This window comes from Paenarthrobacter sp. DKR-5 (genome assembly GCF_018531425.1).
Lineage (GTDB): Bacteria > Actinomycetota > Actinomycetes > Actinomycetales > Micrococcaceae > DKR-5.
Window position 1 is genome coordinate 295,563 of the sequence record NZ_JAHBOI010000005.1, and the last position, 15,750, is coordinate 311,312.

At 68.4% G+C, this 15,750-nt stretch carries 13 protein-coding genes; 4 read left to right on the forward strand and 9 right to left on the reverse strand.

Features of this window, described 5'->3' with window-relative positions:
- Positions 1–7: 7 nt before the first annotated feature.
- Positions 8–844: an Fpg/Nei family DNA glycosylase gene (locus KIH31_RS12965; RefSeq protein ID WP_214427547.1), complete on the reverse strand. Its 837-nt coding sequence runs from the start codon at positions 842–844 to the stop codon at positions 8–10.
- Entirely contained in the window at positions 837–5,588 is a 4,752-nt protein-coding gene (locus KIH31_RS12970) for an ATP-dependent helicase (protein WP_214427548.1), read from the reverse strand. The genes KIH31_RS12965 and KIH31_RS12970 overlap by 8 nt, the downstream gene beginning before the upstream one ends.
- Positions 5,589–5,793: 205 nt before the next feature.
- On the opposite strand from KIH31_RS12970, the gene KIH31_RS12975 reads away from it, so the two are divergent.
- Positions 5,794–6,330 carry a hypothetical protein gene (locus KIH31_RS12975; protein ID WP_214427549.1) on the forward strand — a complete coding sequence of 179 codons (537 nt, stop codon included), beginning with the start codon at positions 5,794–5,796 and terminating at the stop codon, positions 6,328–6,330.
- Between the two features lie 64 nt (positions 6,331–6,394).
- Here the strand turns inward: KIH31_RS12975 and KIH31_RS12980 are convergent, their stop codons facing one another.
- The 7 genes from KIH31_RS12980 to KIH31_RS13010 form a co-directional block, all read right to left on the reverse strand.
- Entirely contained in the window at positions 6,395–7,054 is a 660-nt protein-coding gene (locus tag KIH31_RS12980) for a DUF4232 domain-containing protein (RefSeq protein WP_214427550.1), read from the reverse strand.
- Positions 7,055–7,143: 89 nt separating this feature from the next.
- On the reverse strand, positions 7,144–8,289 hold the full coding sequence (locus KIH31_RS12985; RefSeq protein WP_214427551.1) for a cation:proton antiporter: 1,146 nt from the start codon (positions 8,287–8,289) through the stop codon (positions 7,144–7,146).
- A 215-nt stretch (positions 8,290–8,504) separates the two neighbouring features.
- Positions 8,505–9,629 carry a M20 family metallopeptidase gene (locus KIH31_RS12990; RefSeq protein WP_214427552.1) on the reverse strand — a complete coding sequence of 375 codons (1,125 nt, stop codon included), beginning with the start codon at positions 9,627–9,629 and terminating at the stop codon, positions 8,505–8,507.
- A 41-nt stretch (positions 9,630–9,670) separates the two neighbouring features.
- Positions 9,671–10,705: a ketopantoate reductase family protein gene (locus tag KIH31_RS12995; RefSeq protein ID WP_214427553.1), complete on the reverse strand. Its 1,035-nt coding sequence runs from the start codon at positions 10,703–10,705 to the stop codon at positions 9,671–9,673.
- A complete protein-coding gene (locus tag KIH31_RS13000) occupies positions 10,702–11,493 on the reverse strand; it encodes an SDR family NAD(P)-dependent oxidoreductase (RefSeq protein WP_214427554.1) in 792 nt (263 codons plus the stop codon). The genes KIH31_RS12995 and KIH31_RS13000 overlap by 4 nt, the downstream gene beginning before the upstream one ends.
- Positions 11,490–12,818: an MFS transporter gene (locus KIH31_RS13005; RefSeq protein WP_214427555.1), complete on the reverse strand. Its 1,329-nt coding sequence runs from the start codon at positions 12,816–12,818 to the stop codon at positions 11,490–11,492. Before KIH31_RS13005 ends, KIH31_RS13000 begins: the two co-directional genes overlap by 4 nt.
- Complete coding sequence (locus tag KIH31_RS13010) at positions 12,815–13,654, reverse strand: polysaccharide deacetylase (protein ID WP_214427556.1); 840 nt, start codon at positions 13,652–13,654, stop codon at positions 12,815–12,817. The genes KIH31_RS13005 and KIH31_RS13010 overlap by 4 nt, the downstream gene beginning before the upstream one ends.
- Positions 13,655–13,933: 279 nt before the next feature.
- On the opposite strand from KIH31_RS13010, the gene KIH31_RS13015 reads away from it, so the two are divergent.
- The 3 genes from KIH31_RS13015 (at position 13,934) to KIH31_RS13025 (ending at position 15,748) form a co-directional block, all read left to right on the forward strand.
- On the forward strand, positions 13,934–14,989 hold the full coding sequence (locus tag KIH31_RS13015; protein ID WP_214427557.1) for an Lrp/AsnC family transcriptional regulator: 1,056 nt from the start codon (positions 13,934–13,936) through the stop codon (positions 14,987–14,989).
- A gap of 115 nt (positions 14,990–15,104) precedes the next feature.
- Positions 15,105–15,284, forward strand: a complete 180-nt coding sequence (locus KIH31_RS13020) for a hypothetical protein (protein WP_214427558.1) — start codon at positions 15,105–15,107, stop codon at positions 15,282–15,284.
- A gap of 116 nt (positions 15,285–15,400) precedes the next feature.
- A complete protein-coding gene (locus KIH31_RS13025; RefSeq protein WP_214427559.1) occupies positions 15,401–15,748 on the forward strand; it encodes a DUF6507 family protein in 348 nt (115 codons plus the stop codon).
- Positions 15,749–15,750: the final 2 nt, after the last annotated feature.

The window sequence follows — 15,750 nt, forward strand, 5'->3', positions numbered from 1 at the left end:
CGCGGGCTCAGTCACCCGCGTAGCTGCCGGTGCCCTCCGCGCCCGGCGCCGGGGGCGGCTGGCAGTGCGGACAGAAGTACGTCACCCGCAGCTCCAGGTCGCTGGCGCCCAGTTCGGCCTGGCGGATCGTGGTTCCGCAGCGCAGGCATGGCTTGCCGTCCCGCCCGTACACCCAGACCAGGCTGCCGCGGCCCCGGGCGGCACCAGCGCTGCCGGCGGTGGAGCGGCGTTGGCGGTTCCGGTTGAACTCCAGCACCTGTTTGGAGAGCGCGACTAGCCGGCGCAGGTCCGGCACTGCGGAGACGGGGGAGAGCGGGTGCACGCCGACGAGGAAACAGAGTTCGTTGCAGAAGACGTTGCCGATCCCGGCCAGGTTGCGCTGGTCCAGCAGCGCCACCCCGAGGGCGCGGTCCGGTGCGGCAGCGAGCCGGCGCTCGGCCTCGGCGGCGTCCCAGTCCGGGCCCAGCAGGTCCGGGCCCAGATAGCCCACGGTCTGCTCCTCATCGTCCGTCGGGATGATTTCCAGCAGGCCGAGCTCGAATCCGACAGCGGTGGAGGCAGCGTTTTCCAGCACCGCGCGGGCCTGGAACGCCGGGCGGCGCCACCGGTCCCCGCGCGGGTACACCTGCCACTGGCCCTCCATCTTCAGGTGCGAGTGGATGGTCATCCCGTCGGCGCGGATCAGCAGGTGCTTGCCGCGCGCGACGACCTCCTGCACGGTGCGCCCGGCGAGGTCGGCGGTCGCGAACTTGGGCACCCGGAAGTCCGTCTTGGTGAGCACCTGCCCGGCGAGGGCGGCGTTGAGGCGCTGGGCAGCCTGCCAGACGGTGTCGCCCTCAGGCACGGATCCGCACCCCCCGCGGCGTCGAATAGAAACCGGCCCCTTCGAGGGCCGCGGCCAGCGCGGTGCCGAGGATTTCGGCGCCGTTGGCCTTCTCGACGGCGAGTTTGTCCACCGCGCCGCGCTTGACGACGCCGGCCAGCTCGCCCGCCGCGAGCCGGATCGCCTCCTCGTCGTCCGTGAAGGTCAGCAGGGTCTTGCCGCCGCGTTCAACGTACAGGGTGAGCGCGCCGTCGACGAGCACGACCAAAGCGCCGGCCTTCCGGCCCGGCCGGTGGCCGACGTCGAGCGCGGGCCACGCCAGCGCGGCACCGTAGGGGTTGGCCGGGTCCGTGGCGGCGAGGATCACGGCCTTCGGCTCAGGCTTCTTCAGGGCCGCGTCTTCGGTGAAGGAGCGCAGCCGGTCCACGGTGGCGGGGACCGCGAACTGCGCCGCGCCGAGCTGTTCGATGAAGTAGCCGCGGCGGCACCGGCCGCTTTCCTCCAGCCGGGACATCATCTTGTACATCAGGCTGAAGCCGCCCGGAATGTTTTCGGAGACCACTGAGCCGCGGGTGACCACGCCGTAGCGGTCCAGCAGCAGCTCGGCGGTGGCATGCGCCTGCACCGTCGGATCCAGCTCCGGTTCCGGCAGCACCGACCAGCGCCCGGCGGCCTTGGCCGGCGCCTGCCGGACCGGCCCGCCGGCCAGGCCTGCCCCGAAGCTGCCGCCGAGCGAGCCGCCCAGCCGGCCGTAGCGGCCGGCGGACCGCAGCCGCGGCGGCCGCTGCCGCTGGCGGTGGGCGGTGGTCCCGCCGGCCAGCAGTGCGCGGACCGGGTTGAAGGTGTCGTTGCTGACCCGCCCGGCCCAGACCAGGTCCCAGAGGGCGGTCACGACGGCGTCGTCACTGAGCACCGCGTCCATGCCGCCTGCCGCCTCGGCGAGCTGCCGGAAGAAGAACGCCCCGCCGCCGAGATAGTCGAGGATGCGCTGCTGCGGCTCGGTGGGCTCGAAATCCGGCGTCCGCGTGAGGGTCAGCGGAGCCGATTCGGCCAGATGCAGGCAGATCCAGCCGTCATTGCCCGGCAGCGCGCCGGCGCCGGACCAGAGCACTTCCCCCGTGGCCATCAGCTCGTCGAGCAGGGCCGGCGTGTAGTTAGCAACGCGGGTGCCCAGCACCAGAGGCTCCCACGCCGAGGCGGGCACGGGCACGCCGGAGAGCTGGTCGATCACCGTCGCCACGCCGTCGAGCCCGCGCAGCCGGGACCCCACGTTCTGCCAGACCGGCAGGAAGCGGCCGTAGACGGCGGGATCCACCGGCTCGACTTCCGAGCGGAGCGCGGCGAGGGACCGGCGCCGCAGTTTGCGCAGCACTTCGGCGTCGCACCATTCCGAGGCCGGCGGACGCGGCACCGCGTCGGACGCCGCCTCGGTCCCCGCCGTCTCTTCGGCCGGTGGCGCGGTCGGAGTGGGACGGAACTCGCCCTCGACCACCCGGCCGTCCGCGGCCAGGCGCTGCAGGGCGGTGGAGACCACGGCCACGCCAAGCCCGAGCCTGGCGGCGGCCTCGGCTGCGGTGAACGGTCCGTGCGTGCGGGCGTAGCGGCCGACCAGGTCCCCCAGCGGGTCCGCCACCGGTTCGATGAACGCCAGCGGAACGCCCATCGGCAGCGGCACCCCGATCGCGTCCCGCAGCCGGGCGGCGTCCTCGATGGCGGCGAACCGGGCCTCGCCCGCGATGGAGACCTGCAGGGCGCGGTTGGTCCGTACGAGGTCGGTGAGCCACGCCGCGTCGAACTCCTCGGTGCGTTCGGCGGCCTCGGCTTCGGTCAGGGGGCCGAGCAGGCGCAGCAGGTCCGCCACGCCTTCGAGGCCGCGCACCTTCCGGTCCTCCTGCAGCCGCTGCAGCTCGGCCTCCGTCCGCTCAATCACCTTCGGATCCAGCAGCTCGCGCAGCTCAGCCCGGCCGAGCAGCTCGTTCAGCAGGGTCGCGTCAAGGGACAGAGCTGCGGCGCGGCGCTCGGCCAGCGGGGAATCGCCCTCGTAGAGGAAGGACGCCACGTACCCGAACAGCAGGGTGCGCGCGAACGGGGAGGGCTGCTTGGTGGTGGTCTCCACGACCCGGAGCTCGCGCCGCTCGATGCTGGAGGCAATCTGCTTCAAAGCCGGCAGGTCGTACACGTCCTGAAGGCATTCGCGGACGGTTTCGAGCACGATCGGGAAGCTCGGGTACTTCCGGGCGACGTCGAGCAGTTGGGCGGAGCGCTGGCGCTGCTGCCACAGCGGGCTGCGCTTGCCCGGATTCTGCCGCGGCAGCAGCAGGGCCCGGGCGGCGCACTCCCGGAACCTGGACGCGAACAGCGCAGAACCGCCCACCTCGGCAGTGACGATCGAGTCCAGCTCCTCGGGATCGAACAGGAACAGCTCGGCCCCGGGCGGCTCGTCCTCCATCATCGGCACCCGCAGCACGATCCCGTCGTCGGCCGCTACCGCCGACCCGTCGATGCCGTACCGCTGGTGCAGCCGGGCGCCGACGGCGAGGGCCCACGGCGCGTGCACCGGCATGCCGAACGGGCTGTGCAGCACCACCCGCCAGTCGCCGAGTTCATCGTGGAAGCGCTCGACGAGCAGCACGCGGTCGTTTGGGACGACGTCGGTGGACTGCTGCTGCTCGAGGAGGTAGGCCAGCAGGTTCTTCGCGGCGAACTCGTCCAGGCCCGTTGCCTCCAGCCGGGCCAGGCCCGCGGCCTCCTCGGTCTGGGCGAGTTCCCGGATGAAGCCGCCCAGCGCCCGGCCCAGCTCGACCGGCCGGCCGAGCGAGTCCCCCCGCCAGAACGGGAGCTTGCCCGGCTGGCCGAACGCGGGGGAGACCAGGACCCGGTCGTGGGTGATCTCCTCGATCCGCCAGCTGGTGGCACCGAGCGCGAACACGTCACCCACGCGCGACTCGTAGACCATCTCCTCATCCAGCTCGCCCACCCGACGGCCGCCCTTGGCGCCGCTGCCCTCAGCCTCGGAGCCCACGATGTACACACCGAACAAACCCCGGTCCGGGATGGTTCCGCCGGAGGTGACCGCGAGACGCTGGGCCCCCGGCCGGCCGGTGATTGAACCTTCGGTGCGATCCCAGACGATGCGCGGACGCAGCTCGGCAAATTCGTCGGAGGGGTAGCGGCCGGCAAGCAGGTCCAGCGTCGCGTCGAAGGCGGAGCGGGGGAGCGTGGCGAACGGCGCGGACCGGCGGACCATGTCGAACCATTCCTCGACGTCGATGCTGCCGAGGGCCGCCGCCGCGACGGTCTGCTGGGCCAGGATGTCCAGCGGGTTGGCCGGGATGGCCAGCGCCTCGATCTTCCCGGCGAGCATCCGTTCGACTGTGACGGCCGCATGCACCAGGTCCGCGCGGTGCTTGGGGAACAGCACGCCCTTGGAGACCTCGCCGACCTGGTGGCCGGCGCGGCCCACCCGCTGCAACCCGCTGGCCACCGACGGCGGGGATTCGACCTGGATCACCAGGTCCACCGAGCCCATGTCGATGCCGAGCTCGAGGCTCGAGGTGGCCACCACGCAGCGCAGCCGGCCCGACTTGAGGTCATCCTCGATCAGCGCGCGCTGTTCCTTGGACACGGACCCGTGGTGTGCCTTGGCCAGCAGCGGGTCCGCACCCTTGGTGGCGCCGGCCTGGGCCATCAGTTGGGCGGGCGGGCCGCCGGCACGTCCTCCGGCCGCCACCGTTTCCGGCTCCTGCGCCGGCACATCCATCCAAGGGCTGGAGTCCATTTCGAGGCGCTGCTCGTGGATCTCGTTCAGCCGCGCCGTCAGCCGCTCCGCGAGCCGGCGCGAGTTGGCGAAGACGATGGTCGACTGGTTCTGCAGGATCAGATCGACGATCTTCTCCTCGACGTGCGGCCAGATCGACTGCGCGGCGGCACCGGAATCCCCGCCGTCGGCCGTGACACCTTCCACGGCAGGGGCCGCACCCAGCTGCGTCATGTCCTCCACCGGAACGGAGACGGTCAGCTCCCAGCTCTTCTTCGAGGCGGGAGCAACAATCTCCACGGGGGCGTTCCCGGCGAGGAACCGGGCGACGGTCTCGCGCGGCTCGACGGTGGCCGAGAGGCCGATCCGTTGGGCAGGCTTGGGCAGCAGCGCGTCCAGCCGCTCGAGCGACACCGCCAGATGGGCGCCGCGTTTGGTGCCTGCGACGGCGTGCACCTCGTCGATGATGATGGTTTCGACGTCGGTGAGCGTCTCGCGGGCGCGCGAGGTCAGCATCAGGAACAAGGATTCGGGAGTGGTGATCAGGATGTCCGGCGGGTTGCTCAGCAGGGAGCGGCGGTCCGCTGCCGTCGTGTCCCCGGACCGGACACCAACGGTGATCGACGGCGCCGGAAGTTCCAGCCGCTTGGCGGTCTGGCTGATGCCGATCAGGGGCGCGCGCAGGTTCCGCTCGACGTCGACGCCGAGCGCCTTCAGCGGCGAAATGTAGAGTACGCGGGTTCCCCGCCGCGGCTCCTTGGGCCGGCGTCCTTTGGCCGGAACCGGTTGCGCGGGGACGGGTACCTGGGCGCCGGAGGCGAGCAGCCGGTCCAGCGCCCACAGGAAGGCGGCGAGCGTCTTGCCCGACCCGGTCGGTGCTACGACCAGAGCGTGCGAGCCGGCGGAGATCGCGTTCCATGCCCCTTCCTGCGCCGGTGTGGGCGCAGTGAAAGCGCCCCTGAACCACTCGCTGGTGGCAGGGGTGAATCGGTCCAGCACGTCAGGCATGGCCGGCTCCGGCAGGGTTGCTTACCACAGCATCATCATCCCCTACGCTACCGACATTCCGGACCCGGGCCCGGCATCCACTGTCCGGGGTCCGGCTGGTTGTAATCTGTCTGAAGCCGGGCGCGCTGGTCTCGCCGCCCGGTGCGGGACGCTGCGTGCGCCCGCAGTGGGTCTTAGCAGTGGGTTTTCTTAGGATGGGGGCGCCGTGGACGCGCGGCAGGTAGGTAACAGCTGGGTGCCCGTGCTCGGGCTGGGGGTTCTTTTTCTTACGGGTGCCGCGGCCGACCTGATGGATCCGGAGGGCGACGGCGCGGTGGCGCCGCATTACGTCGTCGGCACCTTGCTCCTGACATTGCTCACCGCGCTTTGGTTCCTGCGCCATCCTCCCGCCCTGCGCGGCACCAGAGGTGCCTACGGGCTGGTCGCCGTCCTGATTGAGGCGGGTGTGCTGTTCGGCGGGGCCGGCGGCGGCCTTCGGGGCTGCATGCCTTGGCTGATCCTCGGGCTGGGGACGGCCTGGTTCGGCCGGCTTGAACGTGCGCGGGCCATCGTGACCGCCGGCGTCGTCACAGCCTGCGCGGGACTGCTGGCGGTGCTGATTGACGTCCCGGTGCTTTCCGGCGTCCTGCAAGGGCTGACGGCGACGGTCTTCGGCGTGCTGGCCTGGCGGCTGTACGTGATGAAGCACGGCCGGCGCGAACCACCCCGCGGTGTCGACCTAGCCAGCCTGAAGCTGCGCTGAGGGCTCCTGACCAAGCGGCTTCGGCGGCCCGCGCCCTGCCGGGAGGCCGAGCCTCCGCCGGAGCCTACATCGGCTGGAAGGCCCCGATGGTCAGCAGGTTGATGTCGGTGTTGCTGCAGGCGATCTGCGGGGAGGTAACGAAGAGCTTGTCGGTCGCGCTCGGCGGGTAGACCCGGAAGGCGTCGGCCTGGACCTGCTGGCAGCGGGTTCCGTAGTTCTGCGCGTTCGTGTACCGCAGGACGGCGAAGGACTTGGCGCCCGGGGCGAGTTTGACGGCGACGGCGGTGGTGCTGTTGTCGCGAACGGCGGCGGCACCGAGCTGCGTGGTGTGGTCCTTGGCCACGAGGGACACGCCGGGGAAGCCCTTGATGGTGCAGGCCGCGCCGGAGGTGTTCGTCACGATCAGCTTCATGTATACGCTGCCCGCGGCACCTCCGCCGGTGGCGTCCAGCGAGCCCTTGAGCATGGAGGCGGCGCACAGGCCGGCCGGGGCCGCGGGAGTCACCGCCGGGGTTGCCGAAGCGGTGGCGGATTCCGTCGTCGGCGACTCGGACGCCGTCGAGGAATCAGAGGCGGTTGCTGTGTCCGCCGCGGACGCCGGCGCGGATGACCCGGCGGAGGAAACCGCAGCCGGACCAGCCTGATTGGCGCAGCTGCTCAGCGCCGTTACGGAGAGCAGCGCAGCTGCAAGAACGAGACCCTTTTTGCCCACCCAGACACTCATGGCACCAGACTCTACCGGAGCAACCCGACGGTCAATCGGCCGTGCCGCAACGGGCCCGGAATGACACCCGGATCGTAATCAAGCCGGGCTCAGGCGGGCGGGTTCGCTGCCGCTGCCCGCCGTGCGGACCACGCGGCCCCGAGCACGGCCAGCAGAACGGTGACCAGGGCGCCCAGGATCACGGCGGCAGCCTCGCCCGGCACCAGCAGGCCGAGCTGCGAACCGATCGTGGCTGCGGCCACCGGGACGCCCAGCTGTGCCGCCGCCATCATGCTGAAAGGGGCCGGCAGGCCCAGCGGCACGCTCGCCGCGTGCACCAGGACGGCCCCGACTCCTAGCGCCAGGCCGAGCAGGATTAGCTGCGGGTGCTCGACGAGGTCCCGCAAATTAAGGGACGCGCCGAGCCAGACGAAGAAGAGCGGGCCGAGGAACCCGTCGTTGAGCGCGAACAGCTGCCGGGCGAGCCGCCGCGGCTCACCGACGCCGGCCACCGCCAGACCGAAGGAGAACCCCGCCAGCATGATCGACACGTGCGTGAATGTGGCCAGGGCGGCGAGGGCGAACAGCAGGGCCAGCTGGATCCGCAGTTCGAGGGCGAATTTGCGGGTCTCGGACAGGTTGTGCACCCGCCTGCGCCGCCCGGCCCTCTCGGCCGCCCTGAGCCCAAAGAACAGCAGCGCCGCGCACGCGGACACGACGACCGATCCGACGGCGGCCCGCCCTGCATTAGGAGGATCAACGACGAGAGGCAGCGCGAGGATCGCGGCGACGTCCGCGACAGCGACCTGTGTGGTCAGCTCGAGCACGCTCTGGCCGGTCAGGCGCAGGGAGTCGATGACGGGCAGCACCATGGCTGCCGACGAGGAAGCGAGCAGGACGACGTACAGCGGCGCATGAGCGACGCCGAAAGCGGTTGCGACGGCGATTCCGGCCAGCACCGCGGGCACGGTGACAGCAAGGGCGCGCAGCGCTCCGCGGGTGACGGCGCCGCGCAGGGCGGCGTCCCGCACCGGCACATGGGTTCCGGCGACGAACATCAGCAAAGCGAAGCCGATCTGAGCCATCAGCGTGAAGGCGGGGTCACCGGAGTCCACCCACTGCAGGCCGCTCCGGCCGACAGCAAGGCCGGCCAGCAGTTCGCCGAGCACTACGGGCAGGTGCCATCTGACCGGGACGGCCAGGAGCGGGCCGGCGATGCCGACGACGGCGATGAGGGCCAGCCAGACGAAGCTCAACCGGACCGCCCGGGCCGCGTCTTCAGGCTCATGCTGCCTTCTTTGCCTCTGCAGGGTGCGGCCCCGCGCGGCCGCTTGGTACCGAGGATAGACCGAAGGCGGGGGCCGCGGGCCCCTGAAGGGGCATGGACAGGGGTGGAGACCTGAGGGCCTCCGGCAATTGGTGCCGGAGGCCCTCCACGCAGTTGCCGTTGGCCGGCGGCCGCGCCGGCGGTTTAGGCCAAGCGGGTGAGAAGCCCGGCCGCGAGGGCCGCCCGTTCGAGCATCCCGGAGATGCTGACCCACTCGCTGCGGGCATGGGCGCCGGCTCCGACAGCTCCCAGTCCGTCCAGCACTGGCAGGCCGAGGGCTGCGGCGAAGTTGCCGTCGCTAGCGCCCCCCACGGAAATCTCGTCCAGCTCGAAGCCCTGTGCCGCGGCTACTTCGTTTGCGGTCTCAAACATGCGTACCGTGTCGGAACTGCGGGGCATAACCGGGCGATTCCATCCCCCACTGACTGTGAGCTCGGCCTGCGGATTGTGTGGGCGAAGCGAAGCGAAGAGAGCATCGATTCGCCGAGCCTCCTCGTCAGAGCTGACCCGGACGTCCACTTGGGCCGTGGCGCGGCCGGCCTTGACGTTGGTTCGTGTTCCGCCGTTGAGGACGCCGACGTTGACGCTGGTTCCTTTGTCGAGATCCGTTGCGGCATGCAGCGCGAGCACCACCCGGGAGATTTCGTCCACGGCACTGGCTCCCGCTTCCGGGTTGAGGCCGGCGTGGACTTCTTCGCCCCGGGCTTCCACCCGAAAGATGCCGACCCCCTTGCGCGCGGTTTTGAGAGCGCCGTTCTCGCTGGCCTCGAATACCAGCACTGCCGCACTGCGGACTACTTCCTGCTCGATCACCGGACGGGATGCCGGGCTGCCGGTCTCCTCGTCACCGTTGAGCACCAAGCGAACATGCGGGCGTGGAAGTTCCAGCGCCTCGCACCCCTTCAGCGCCCAGACAAGCTGGACGAGGCCAGCCTTCATGTCAAAAGCGCCGGGCCCCGTGAAGCAGTCGCCGTCGATTGTGGCGGCCCAGTCGGCAAGTGTCCCTGCGGGCCATACGGTGTCGTAATGACAGAGCGTGGTTACCCACGTACCGTCGGGGGACGACGTCGAAGGGTAGTCGAGGACGACGGTGTCGCCGTGTTCACCGCCGTCAAAGATCCGCCGGGCCGCGGGCTCGCCCAGGCGCGCACCCAGCCACCGTTCCACCCAGTCGAGGCCTTTGATGAGCAGGTCCTTGTCATCCGACGGCGTTTCCTGGCTCACGTAGTCCGTGAGGTCCAGGACCATCTCGTTCCGGTGGGCTGCCATCCATGAGGGTAGGGCCGAGGATGTTCTTGAAGGAACCGCGCTCACGAGCGCACCGCTACCTTTGCGTCGAGGGCAGCGAGGTGCTCCTCGCCCATCTCGATGGTGGCGGTTTCCAGTTGCCCGATGAGCGCGACCATCTCCTCCAGCAGTGGAACGCTGATGCCGTGTTCGCGTGCCGTGGCGATCACCGGCCCGTACTGAGTGGGGACCTCCGTGGGGCGCTTGCGCACGGCGATGTCGCGCCAGATGCCCGAGCGGGTTTTGGATTGGGTCGCCAGCCACGCCACGAGGGCGTCGGTTGCACGTTCGCGTGCGTCGTCGTCGGCCCCGCGGCGGTAGACGGCCGGATCGAACGCGTCGAAACCTTCCAGAACGACGCCTTCCGCGCCGGCAACGTCGAAGACCTCTGCGGCGAGTTCAGCCATCCCCGGCCGGTGCCGGTCAATTAGCTCGCTCATGTCTGCATCGGCCAGCGCGGTGGCGGTGAGCATGGCGCCGAAGCCGAGTTTCGACCACAGGAACCCCGCCACATTGTCCGTAACCACGGGGGAGCCCCAGTGTCGCAGGTCGTGGGCGAGCTGGTGTACCCGCTCGCTCACGCCGCCGGCGTATTCGCCCAGCGCCATGCCGCCGGCACCCCCGTCCTTGATAACGCCCGGCTCCATAACGTCGGCGAACAAGTCCACGAAGGCGATGACGGTGCGCTCGGGACCGACATGGGCAGCAATCGTCGCCTCGTTTAGCCCGTTCTGTAGGGAGGCCACATAGCCGTCGGGTTCGAGCCTGTGCGCCACCCACGCCGCGGCGGCATCTGTCGCCTGGGCCTTCACGGCCAGGAGCACCCGTCCCAGCCGGGCCGGGGCGTCGTCGAGGCCGAAGACGGGCAGATGTGCCGTGCGGGTGCCTTCCGGGGTCTGCAGTTGCAGGCCCCTGCGGCGGATCGCCTCCACATGGGCAGCGTCGGCGTCCACGAGCTGGACAGGTACACCCTGTGCGTCCAGATGGACGGCAAGCGTGCCGCCGATGGCGCCAGCGCCGACGACGGTATAGGGCATCTCAGTAACTGGCTGGCTCATGCGTCAACTTCCTTCAAGATGGTTGGGGTCCAATGCAGCGGCAAGTTCATGGCACCCGTGGATGCGCCGCCGTCCACCCGCAGCACCTCGCCGGTGACCCATTCGGCTTCGTCGCTGCAGAGCCAGAGCACCGCCTTGGCGATGTCATCCGGGCGCCCGCGGCGGCCAAGTGGGTTGGCGGAGACTGCTGAAGCGTATTCCTCCGTGACCGGATTGGCCTCGCTGTCCACGGTGACGAAGCCAGGGGCGACGGCATTCACTCGGATGCCCAGCCGCCCCAGTTCCAGCGCCGAGGCACGGGTAACCATTTCCAGGGCCGCCTTGGATGTGGCGTACGGGGCAGCCCCGGGGCGGGCACGCAGGGCCGCTCCGGAGGAGATGTTTACGACGACCGGTTTGCAGCCGCTCTCGCACGCCAACCGGGCCAAGGCGACCGTGGTGAGCAACGGAGCACGGACATTCAGGTGCTGCACTGCGTCCCAGGTGGCTGCATTCAACTCAAGGAATGGGGTGGCCGGGTAGACGCCAGCCGAGTTAACCAACACGTCCACCGGCGCAGTGGCCCAAGCCTCGGCGATCGCCTCCGCCGGCGCTTCGGGATCCCGCAGGTCGGTCGTGTGCACGTGCACCGCCGACGCACCGAGTTCCTTGGCTTCCGCTGCGACGGTGGCTGCCGCGTCCCCGCGGAAGTCCACTAGGGTCAGTGTCCCGCCGTGTTCGGCGAAACGGAGGGCGATCTGGCGTCCGATGCCGCTGCCGGCACCGGTGATGACGATATGGCGGTTCAATCCAGCTTCTTTCCCTTGGTTTCAGGCATAGTCAGGTACACGGCGACGCCGATGGCTGCGGCGATGGCGCAGTAGAGCCAGACCCAGCCGCCCAGCCCGCTCGCATTGAGCCAGGTGGTGATGTAAGGCGCGGTGCCGCCGAAGATTGCCACAGCCAGGGCGTAGGGCAGTCCGATGCCGGTGGCGCGCAGGGCGGCGGGGAATTGTTCGGCCATGATGACTGCGCAGTTGGCCGAGTAGCCGAGCAACAGCACGATTCCGATGATCTCGATGATGAGCAGGCTGACGAAGGATCCATTGAGGAAGTGGAATGCCGGCCACGCGAAGATAAGGAAGCCACCGGCGAACGCCGTCATGGTGGGTTTGCGGCCGATCTTGTCCGAGAGAAGCCCAGCGAAGGGCAGCAGCACCAGGAAGATCAGGATGGCGATGAAGTTGGCAAAGAGGGCCTGGTTGAGCGGAATGTGGGTGGAGACGGCCGCGTAGGTCGGCATGTAGGAGGCCCACATGTAATAAAGCAACGTGCCGGCGATGGTGACACCGAAGACGCGGAGGGTGGCCCGCGGGTGGTCGACGAACATGCTGGCCACGATCCCGCGGCGCTGTCCGATGCTTTGGAGGGCGGCTGATTCGGTCGCTGCCTTCGCCTTGGTGAAGGATTCGGTCTCCTCTACGGACGAGCGCAGCCAGAGCCCAACCACGCCGAGGAGGGCACAGATAATGAAGGCCGCGCGCCAGCCCCATGCATCAATGTCGTTCTTGGACAAAGTAGAGGTAATGATGGTGCCAAGTCCCGAGGCAATCAGGATGCCGGCGCCCACGGACACCTGCTGCCAGGACCCGGCGAAGGCGCGGCGTTGCGGCGCCGCAGATTCAATCAGGAACGCCGAGGAGGAGCCGAACTCGCCGCCGGCTGAGAAGCCCTGTGCCATCCGCGCCAGTAGGAGCAGCAGAGGTGCTGCGACCCCGATGGCGTCAAACGTCGGGATCAGGCCGATGACCAACGATGCGCATGCCATGAGGCCGATAGTGAGCACCAGGCCCTTCTTACGGCCGTGCCTGTCAGCGTAGGCGCCGAGCACCGCCGCGCCCACTGGGCGCATGATGAAACCGACAGCGAAGATGGCCAAGGTGCCGAGCAGGGCGGCGATGGCGTTGCCTGCCGGGAAGAAGTGGTGCGCGAAGACGGAGGAAAAGGTGGTGTAGACGGACCAGTCCACCCACTCCACGGTGTTGCCGATGGAGCCAGCGATGATGGCTTTGCGGCCGCGGCTGGACAGTTTGGTCTGGTGAACGCTTGCTTCATTCACGGTCAGTTCGCTCATGATGTGGTGTCCCTAGGAGTGAGGTTGGCGGAGACATGGTTGGCCAATTCGGCGTGCGTCGTGACCCAGACGTCGTCGAAAGTGCGGATGTGTTGCAGAAGTTCTTCGAGCACCACCAGCCGGGACCGGTGGCCAATGATGTGTGGATGCATGGTCAGCTGGAAGACGCCGCCGGCGGCGTAAGCGCCGTCGAACTCGTCCTTCCAGATCTGCAGCAACTCGCGCGGTGGCGTATAGGGCCGCAGGGAAGCGAACCGGTCCATCATCAGGTAGGGGGCGTCGTCGCGGATCCACTCAACCGGTATTTCGACAATGCCGGTCGCCTCGCCCTGGGCGAGGAGTTCGTAGGGCTCGTCGTCAGCCATGAGAGATGAGTCGTACATGAGGCCGAGTTCACGGATCACGTCCAGAGTGGAGTCGGAGAAGTCCCAAGACGGTGTGCGGATACCGGTAGGTCGGACGCCCGCCTGTTTGTGGAGCACGTCGACGGCGCGACCGAGCAGGTCCAGTTCCTGCTCGTAGTTCAACTGGGTGTTCCGTTCGTGGATCCAGCCATGTACGGCCACCTCGTGTCCGGCTTCGGCGTAGGCGGGGACTTCATGGGGCCGAAGCAGGGCGCAGACCGCGGGAATGTAGAAGGATGCCGGCGCCTGATAGCGCTGCAACAGTCCGAGGATGCGTGGCACGGCCACCCGGATGCCGTATTCGCCGGCCGCCATCTTTCCTGGGCTGGTTTCACCGTCGCGCAGCGAAGGGGTTTCGTGGTCGGAATCGAAGGAGAGCAACACGGCGCTCTTTGCGCCTTGCGGCCAGCGCTTGGCGGCGTCGGTGTCCATGAGGGGGCGCCCGGCTCGGACACGCTCGACATGTCCTCTCCAGGTTGTTTCTGGCCACTGCCACGGTTGTTCGGTACTCACGCTTAAACCTCGTTTCGTGCTCGGGTGGGGCTCGGCAATCCCGTGGACCCCCGGATGGGAAATAGTGTGACCTCGCTCTCGGAAAAGGCTAGGAGAAAGTCTTCCCCGTGACAAGAGTTTTTGGTTTTTTCTTTCAAGACTCAGACTGAATGTGAATTATTCGACCAGAAGGTGGCCGCAAAGTGTTACTGTTCCTTCATGACCGCTGAGCCCGCGCTGGAGGCCGAGGATGCATCAGTCATCACGGACCCCGTTGATCTGGATATCGTCGCCGCGCTGCAGGTTGCTCCTCGGGTGCCCGCGACTACGCTTGCGGAGATTCTGGAGCAACCGACAACGACGGTGACGCGGAAGCTTAAAAGGCTGCAGCGGGATCGTGTTGTCAAGGTGATCGGTCGTTTTGCCTGGCCGCTTATCACGTCGGGCAACCCGCTCCAGATGTGGATCCGCTGCCAGCCCGGGCGCTCCTACGAAGTGGCCGAGCGGATGAAGGAATTCCCTGAGATCCAGTTCCTGCTTGTCACCTCGGGAAGCGCGGACATTTACGCGGATCTGTTTCCGCTTGTCGGCTCGGACGCCAACGACTTGATCAGCCGCAGAATTCCTTCCATACCAGGCATCGCCTCCGCGCAGAGCCAACTCGTGCTGAAGAGCCCGCGCGTTGGCCAGTCCTGGCGGCTCAACCGGCTTACGGAGCAGCAGCACAATGCGTTGGAAGGCTACGCCGACCAGGTAGTGCTTCCCGCGATCTCGCGGATCGATGACCTTAACGACATCGACTTCCGCACGTTGCTGGAATTGGGGCACAACGCGCGCATCTCAGCAGCTGAACTTGCCCGTAAGTTGTCGGTAAGCAGCTCCACTGCTTACCGCAGCATGCAGACGATCCTGGGTTCCGGCGCTATTTCTCCCCGGGTCGAAGTGGAACCAGGCGCGGTCGGGTTCCCGCTGAACGCAATCATCTCCCTGCAAGTCGACCCCTCAGCGATCCCCGCAGTGTTGACGGACCTGAGCCAGCACCCGTCCGCGCGCATGGTCTCCATGGTTGCCGGCAGCACCTCGGTGATTCACAACGGTGTCTTCGCAGGGCCCTCTGAGCTGGCGGATTTCATCACCGAGGATATCGGCGCCCTGGCGGGCGTTCATTCCATGGACATCTGCGTGGGAATGAGTGTGCTGCGTCGGTACTGGATGGACCGCGACGGGCTCCGTATCGGAGACCAGGTCCGCGGACTTCTCAAACCGCGGGGATAACGCTTCAGCAGCCTCTAAGCAGCGGTGCCGCCCGGCGGCGCTGCGGCGTAGCATCGGAACTGTTCCGGTTTCCGGGCGCTTCGTCCCGGGTCAGGTGTCGCAGGAGGTTCGTCCCATGGGTGAGTTCAGGCTGTACACGGATGAGGAGAAGGCCAGCTACGTCGCGCCGAGCTGCGAACTGTGCGGCCAGCACCGGCACATCCGCTGGACCGAGGCGGAAAAGCCGGAGGGCGGTGCGCACTGGCTCCCGCGCGATGCCGGCTGCAGCAACGAGGCGTGCCCCGACTTCCGGTGAGGGCCGGCCGGCTTCCTTTTAGCGGGAGCCGAGGCATGGGTACCACTCCCCATCGCGGCAAACGCCATCTGCGCTTAGTCTCGTGAGGGATACATGGGCATGAGGGGGCATGAGACGTGGCGTTGGACGGGTATGACATCAATGCGGCAACCTGCCGCTCGATCCTGGGGGCGGTCGACGCCGAGAACGAGCAGCTGGCGGGCCAGCGGGCAAAGCTCAGCAGCGCCGTCGACGAAGCGATCGGGGCCTCCGCGGGCGGTCCGGTGGCTGGCGCCCTGATTACGCTGTGGAATGACGTGTTGGCCATCCAGTGCGAGGCGGCTGCCACACGGATCGAAAATGCCACCGGGGGAGTCCGCGAGGCGGTCGCTGCCTATGAACTTGGTGATGCCCGGATGGCGCAGAACGGCCGCAACCAGATGAGCCAGGCACCCGCCATCGTGCTCGAGGACGCGAAGAAGTAGCC

Excerpts from the sequence above, each read along its gene's own strand:
- KIH31_RS12970 (WP_214427548.1), bottom strand. The coding sequence starts at position 5,588 with ATGCCTGACGTGCTGGACCGATTCACCCCTGCCACCAGCGAGTGGTTC.
- KIH31_RS12980 (WP_214427550.1), bottom strand. The coding sequence starts at position 7,054 with ATGAGTGTCTGGGTGGGCAAAAAGGGTCTCGTTCTTGCAGCTGCGCTG.
- KIH31_RS12990 (WP_214427552.1), bottom strand. The coding sequence starts at position 9,629 with ATGGCAGCCCACCGGAACGAGATGGTCCTGGACCTCACGGACTACGTG.
- KIH31_RS12995 (WP_214427553.1), bottom strand. The coding sequence starts at position 10,705 with ATGAGCCAGCCAGTTACTGAGATGCCCTATACCGTCGTCGGCGCTGGC.
- KIH31_RS13005 (WP_214427555.1), bottom strand. The coding sequence starts at position 12,818 with ATGAGCGAACTGACCGTGAATGAAGCAAGCGTTCACCAGACCAAACTG.
- KIH31_RS13010 (WP_214427556.1), bottom strand. The coding sequence starts at position 13,654 with ATGGACACCGACGCCGCCAAGCGCTGGCCGCAAGGCGCAAAGAGCGCC.
- KIH31_RS13015 (WP_214427557.1), top strand. The coding sequence starts at position 13,934 with ATGACCGCTGAGCCCGCGCTGGAGGCCGAGGATGCATCAGTCATCACG.
- KIH31_RS13020 (WP_214427558.1), top strand. The coding sequence starts at position 15,105 with ATGGGTGAGTTCAGGCTGTACACGGATGAGGAGAAGGCCAGCTACGTC.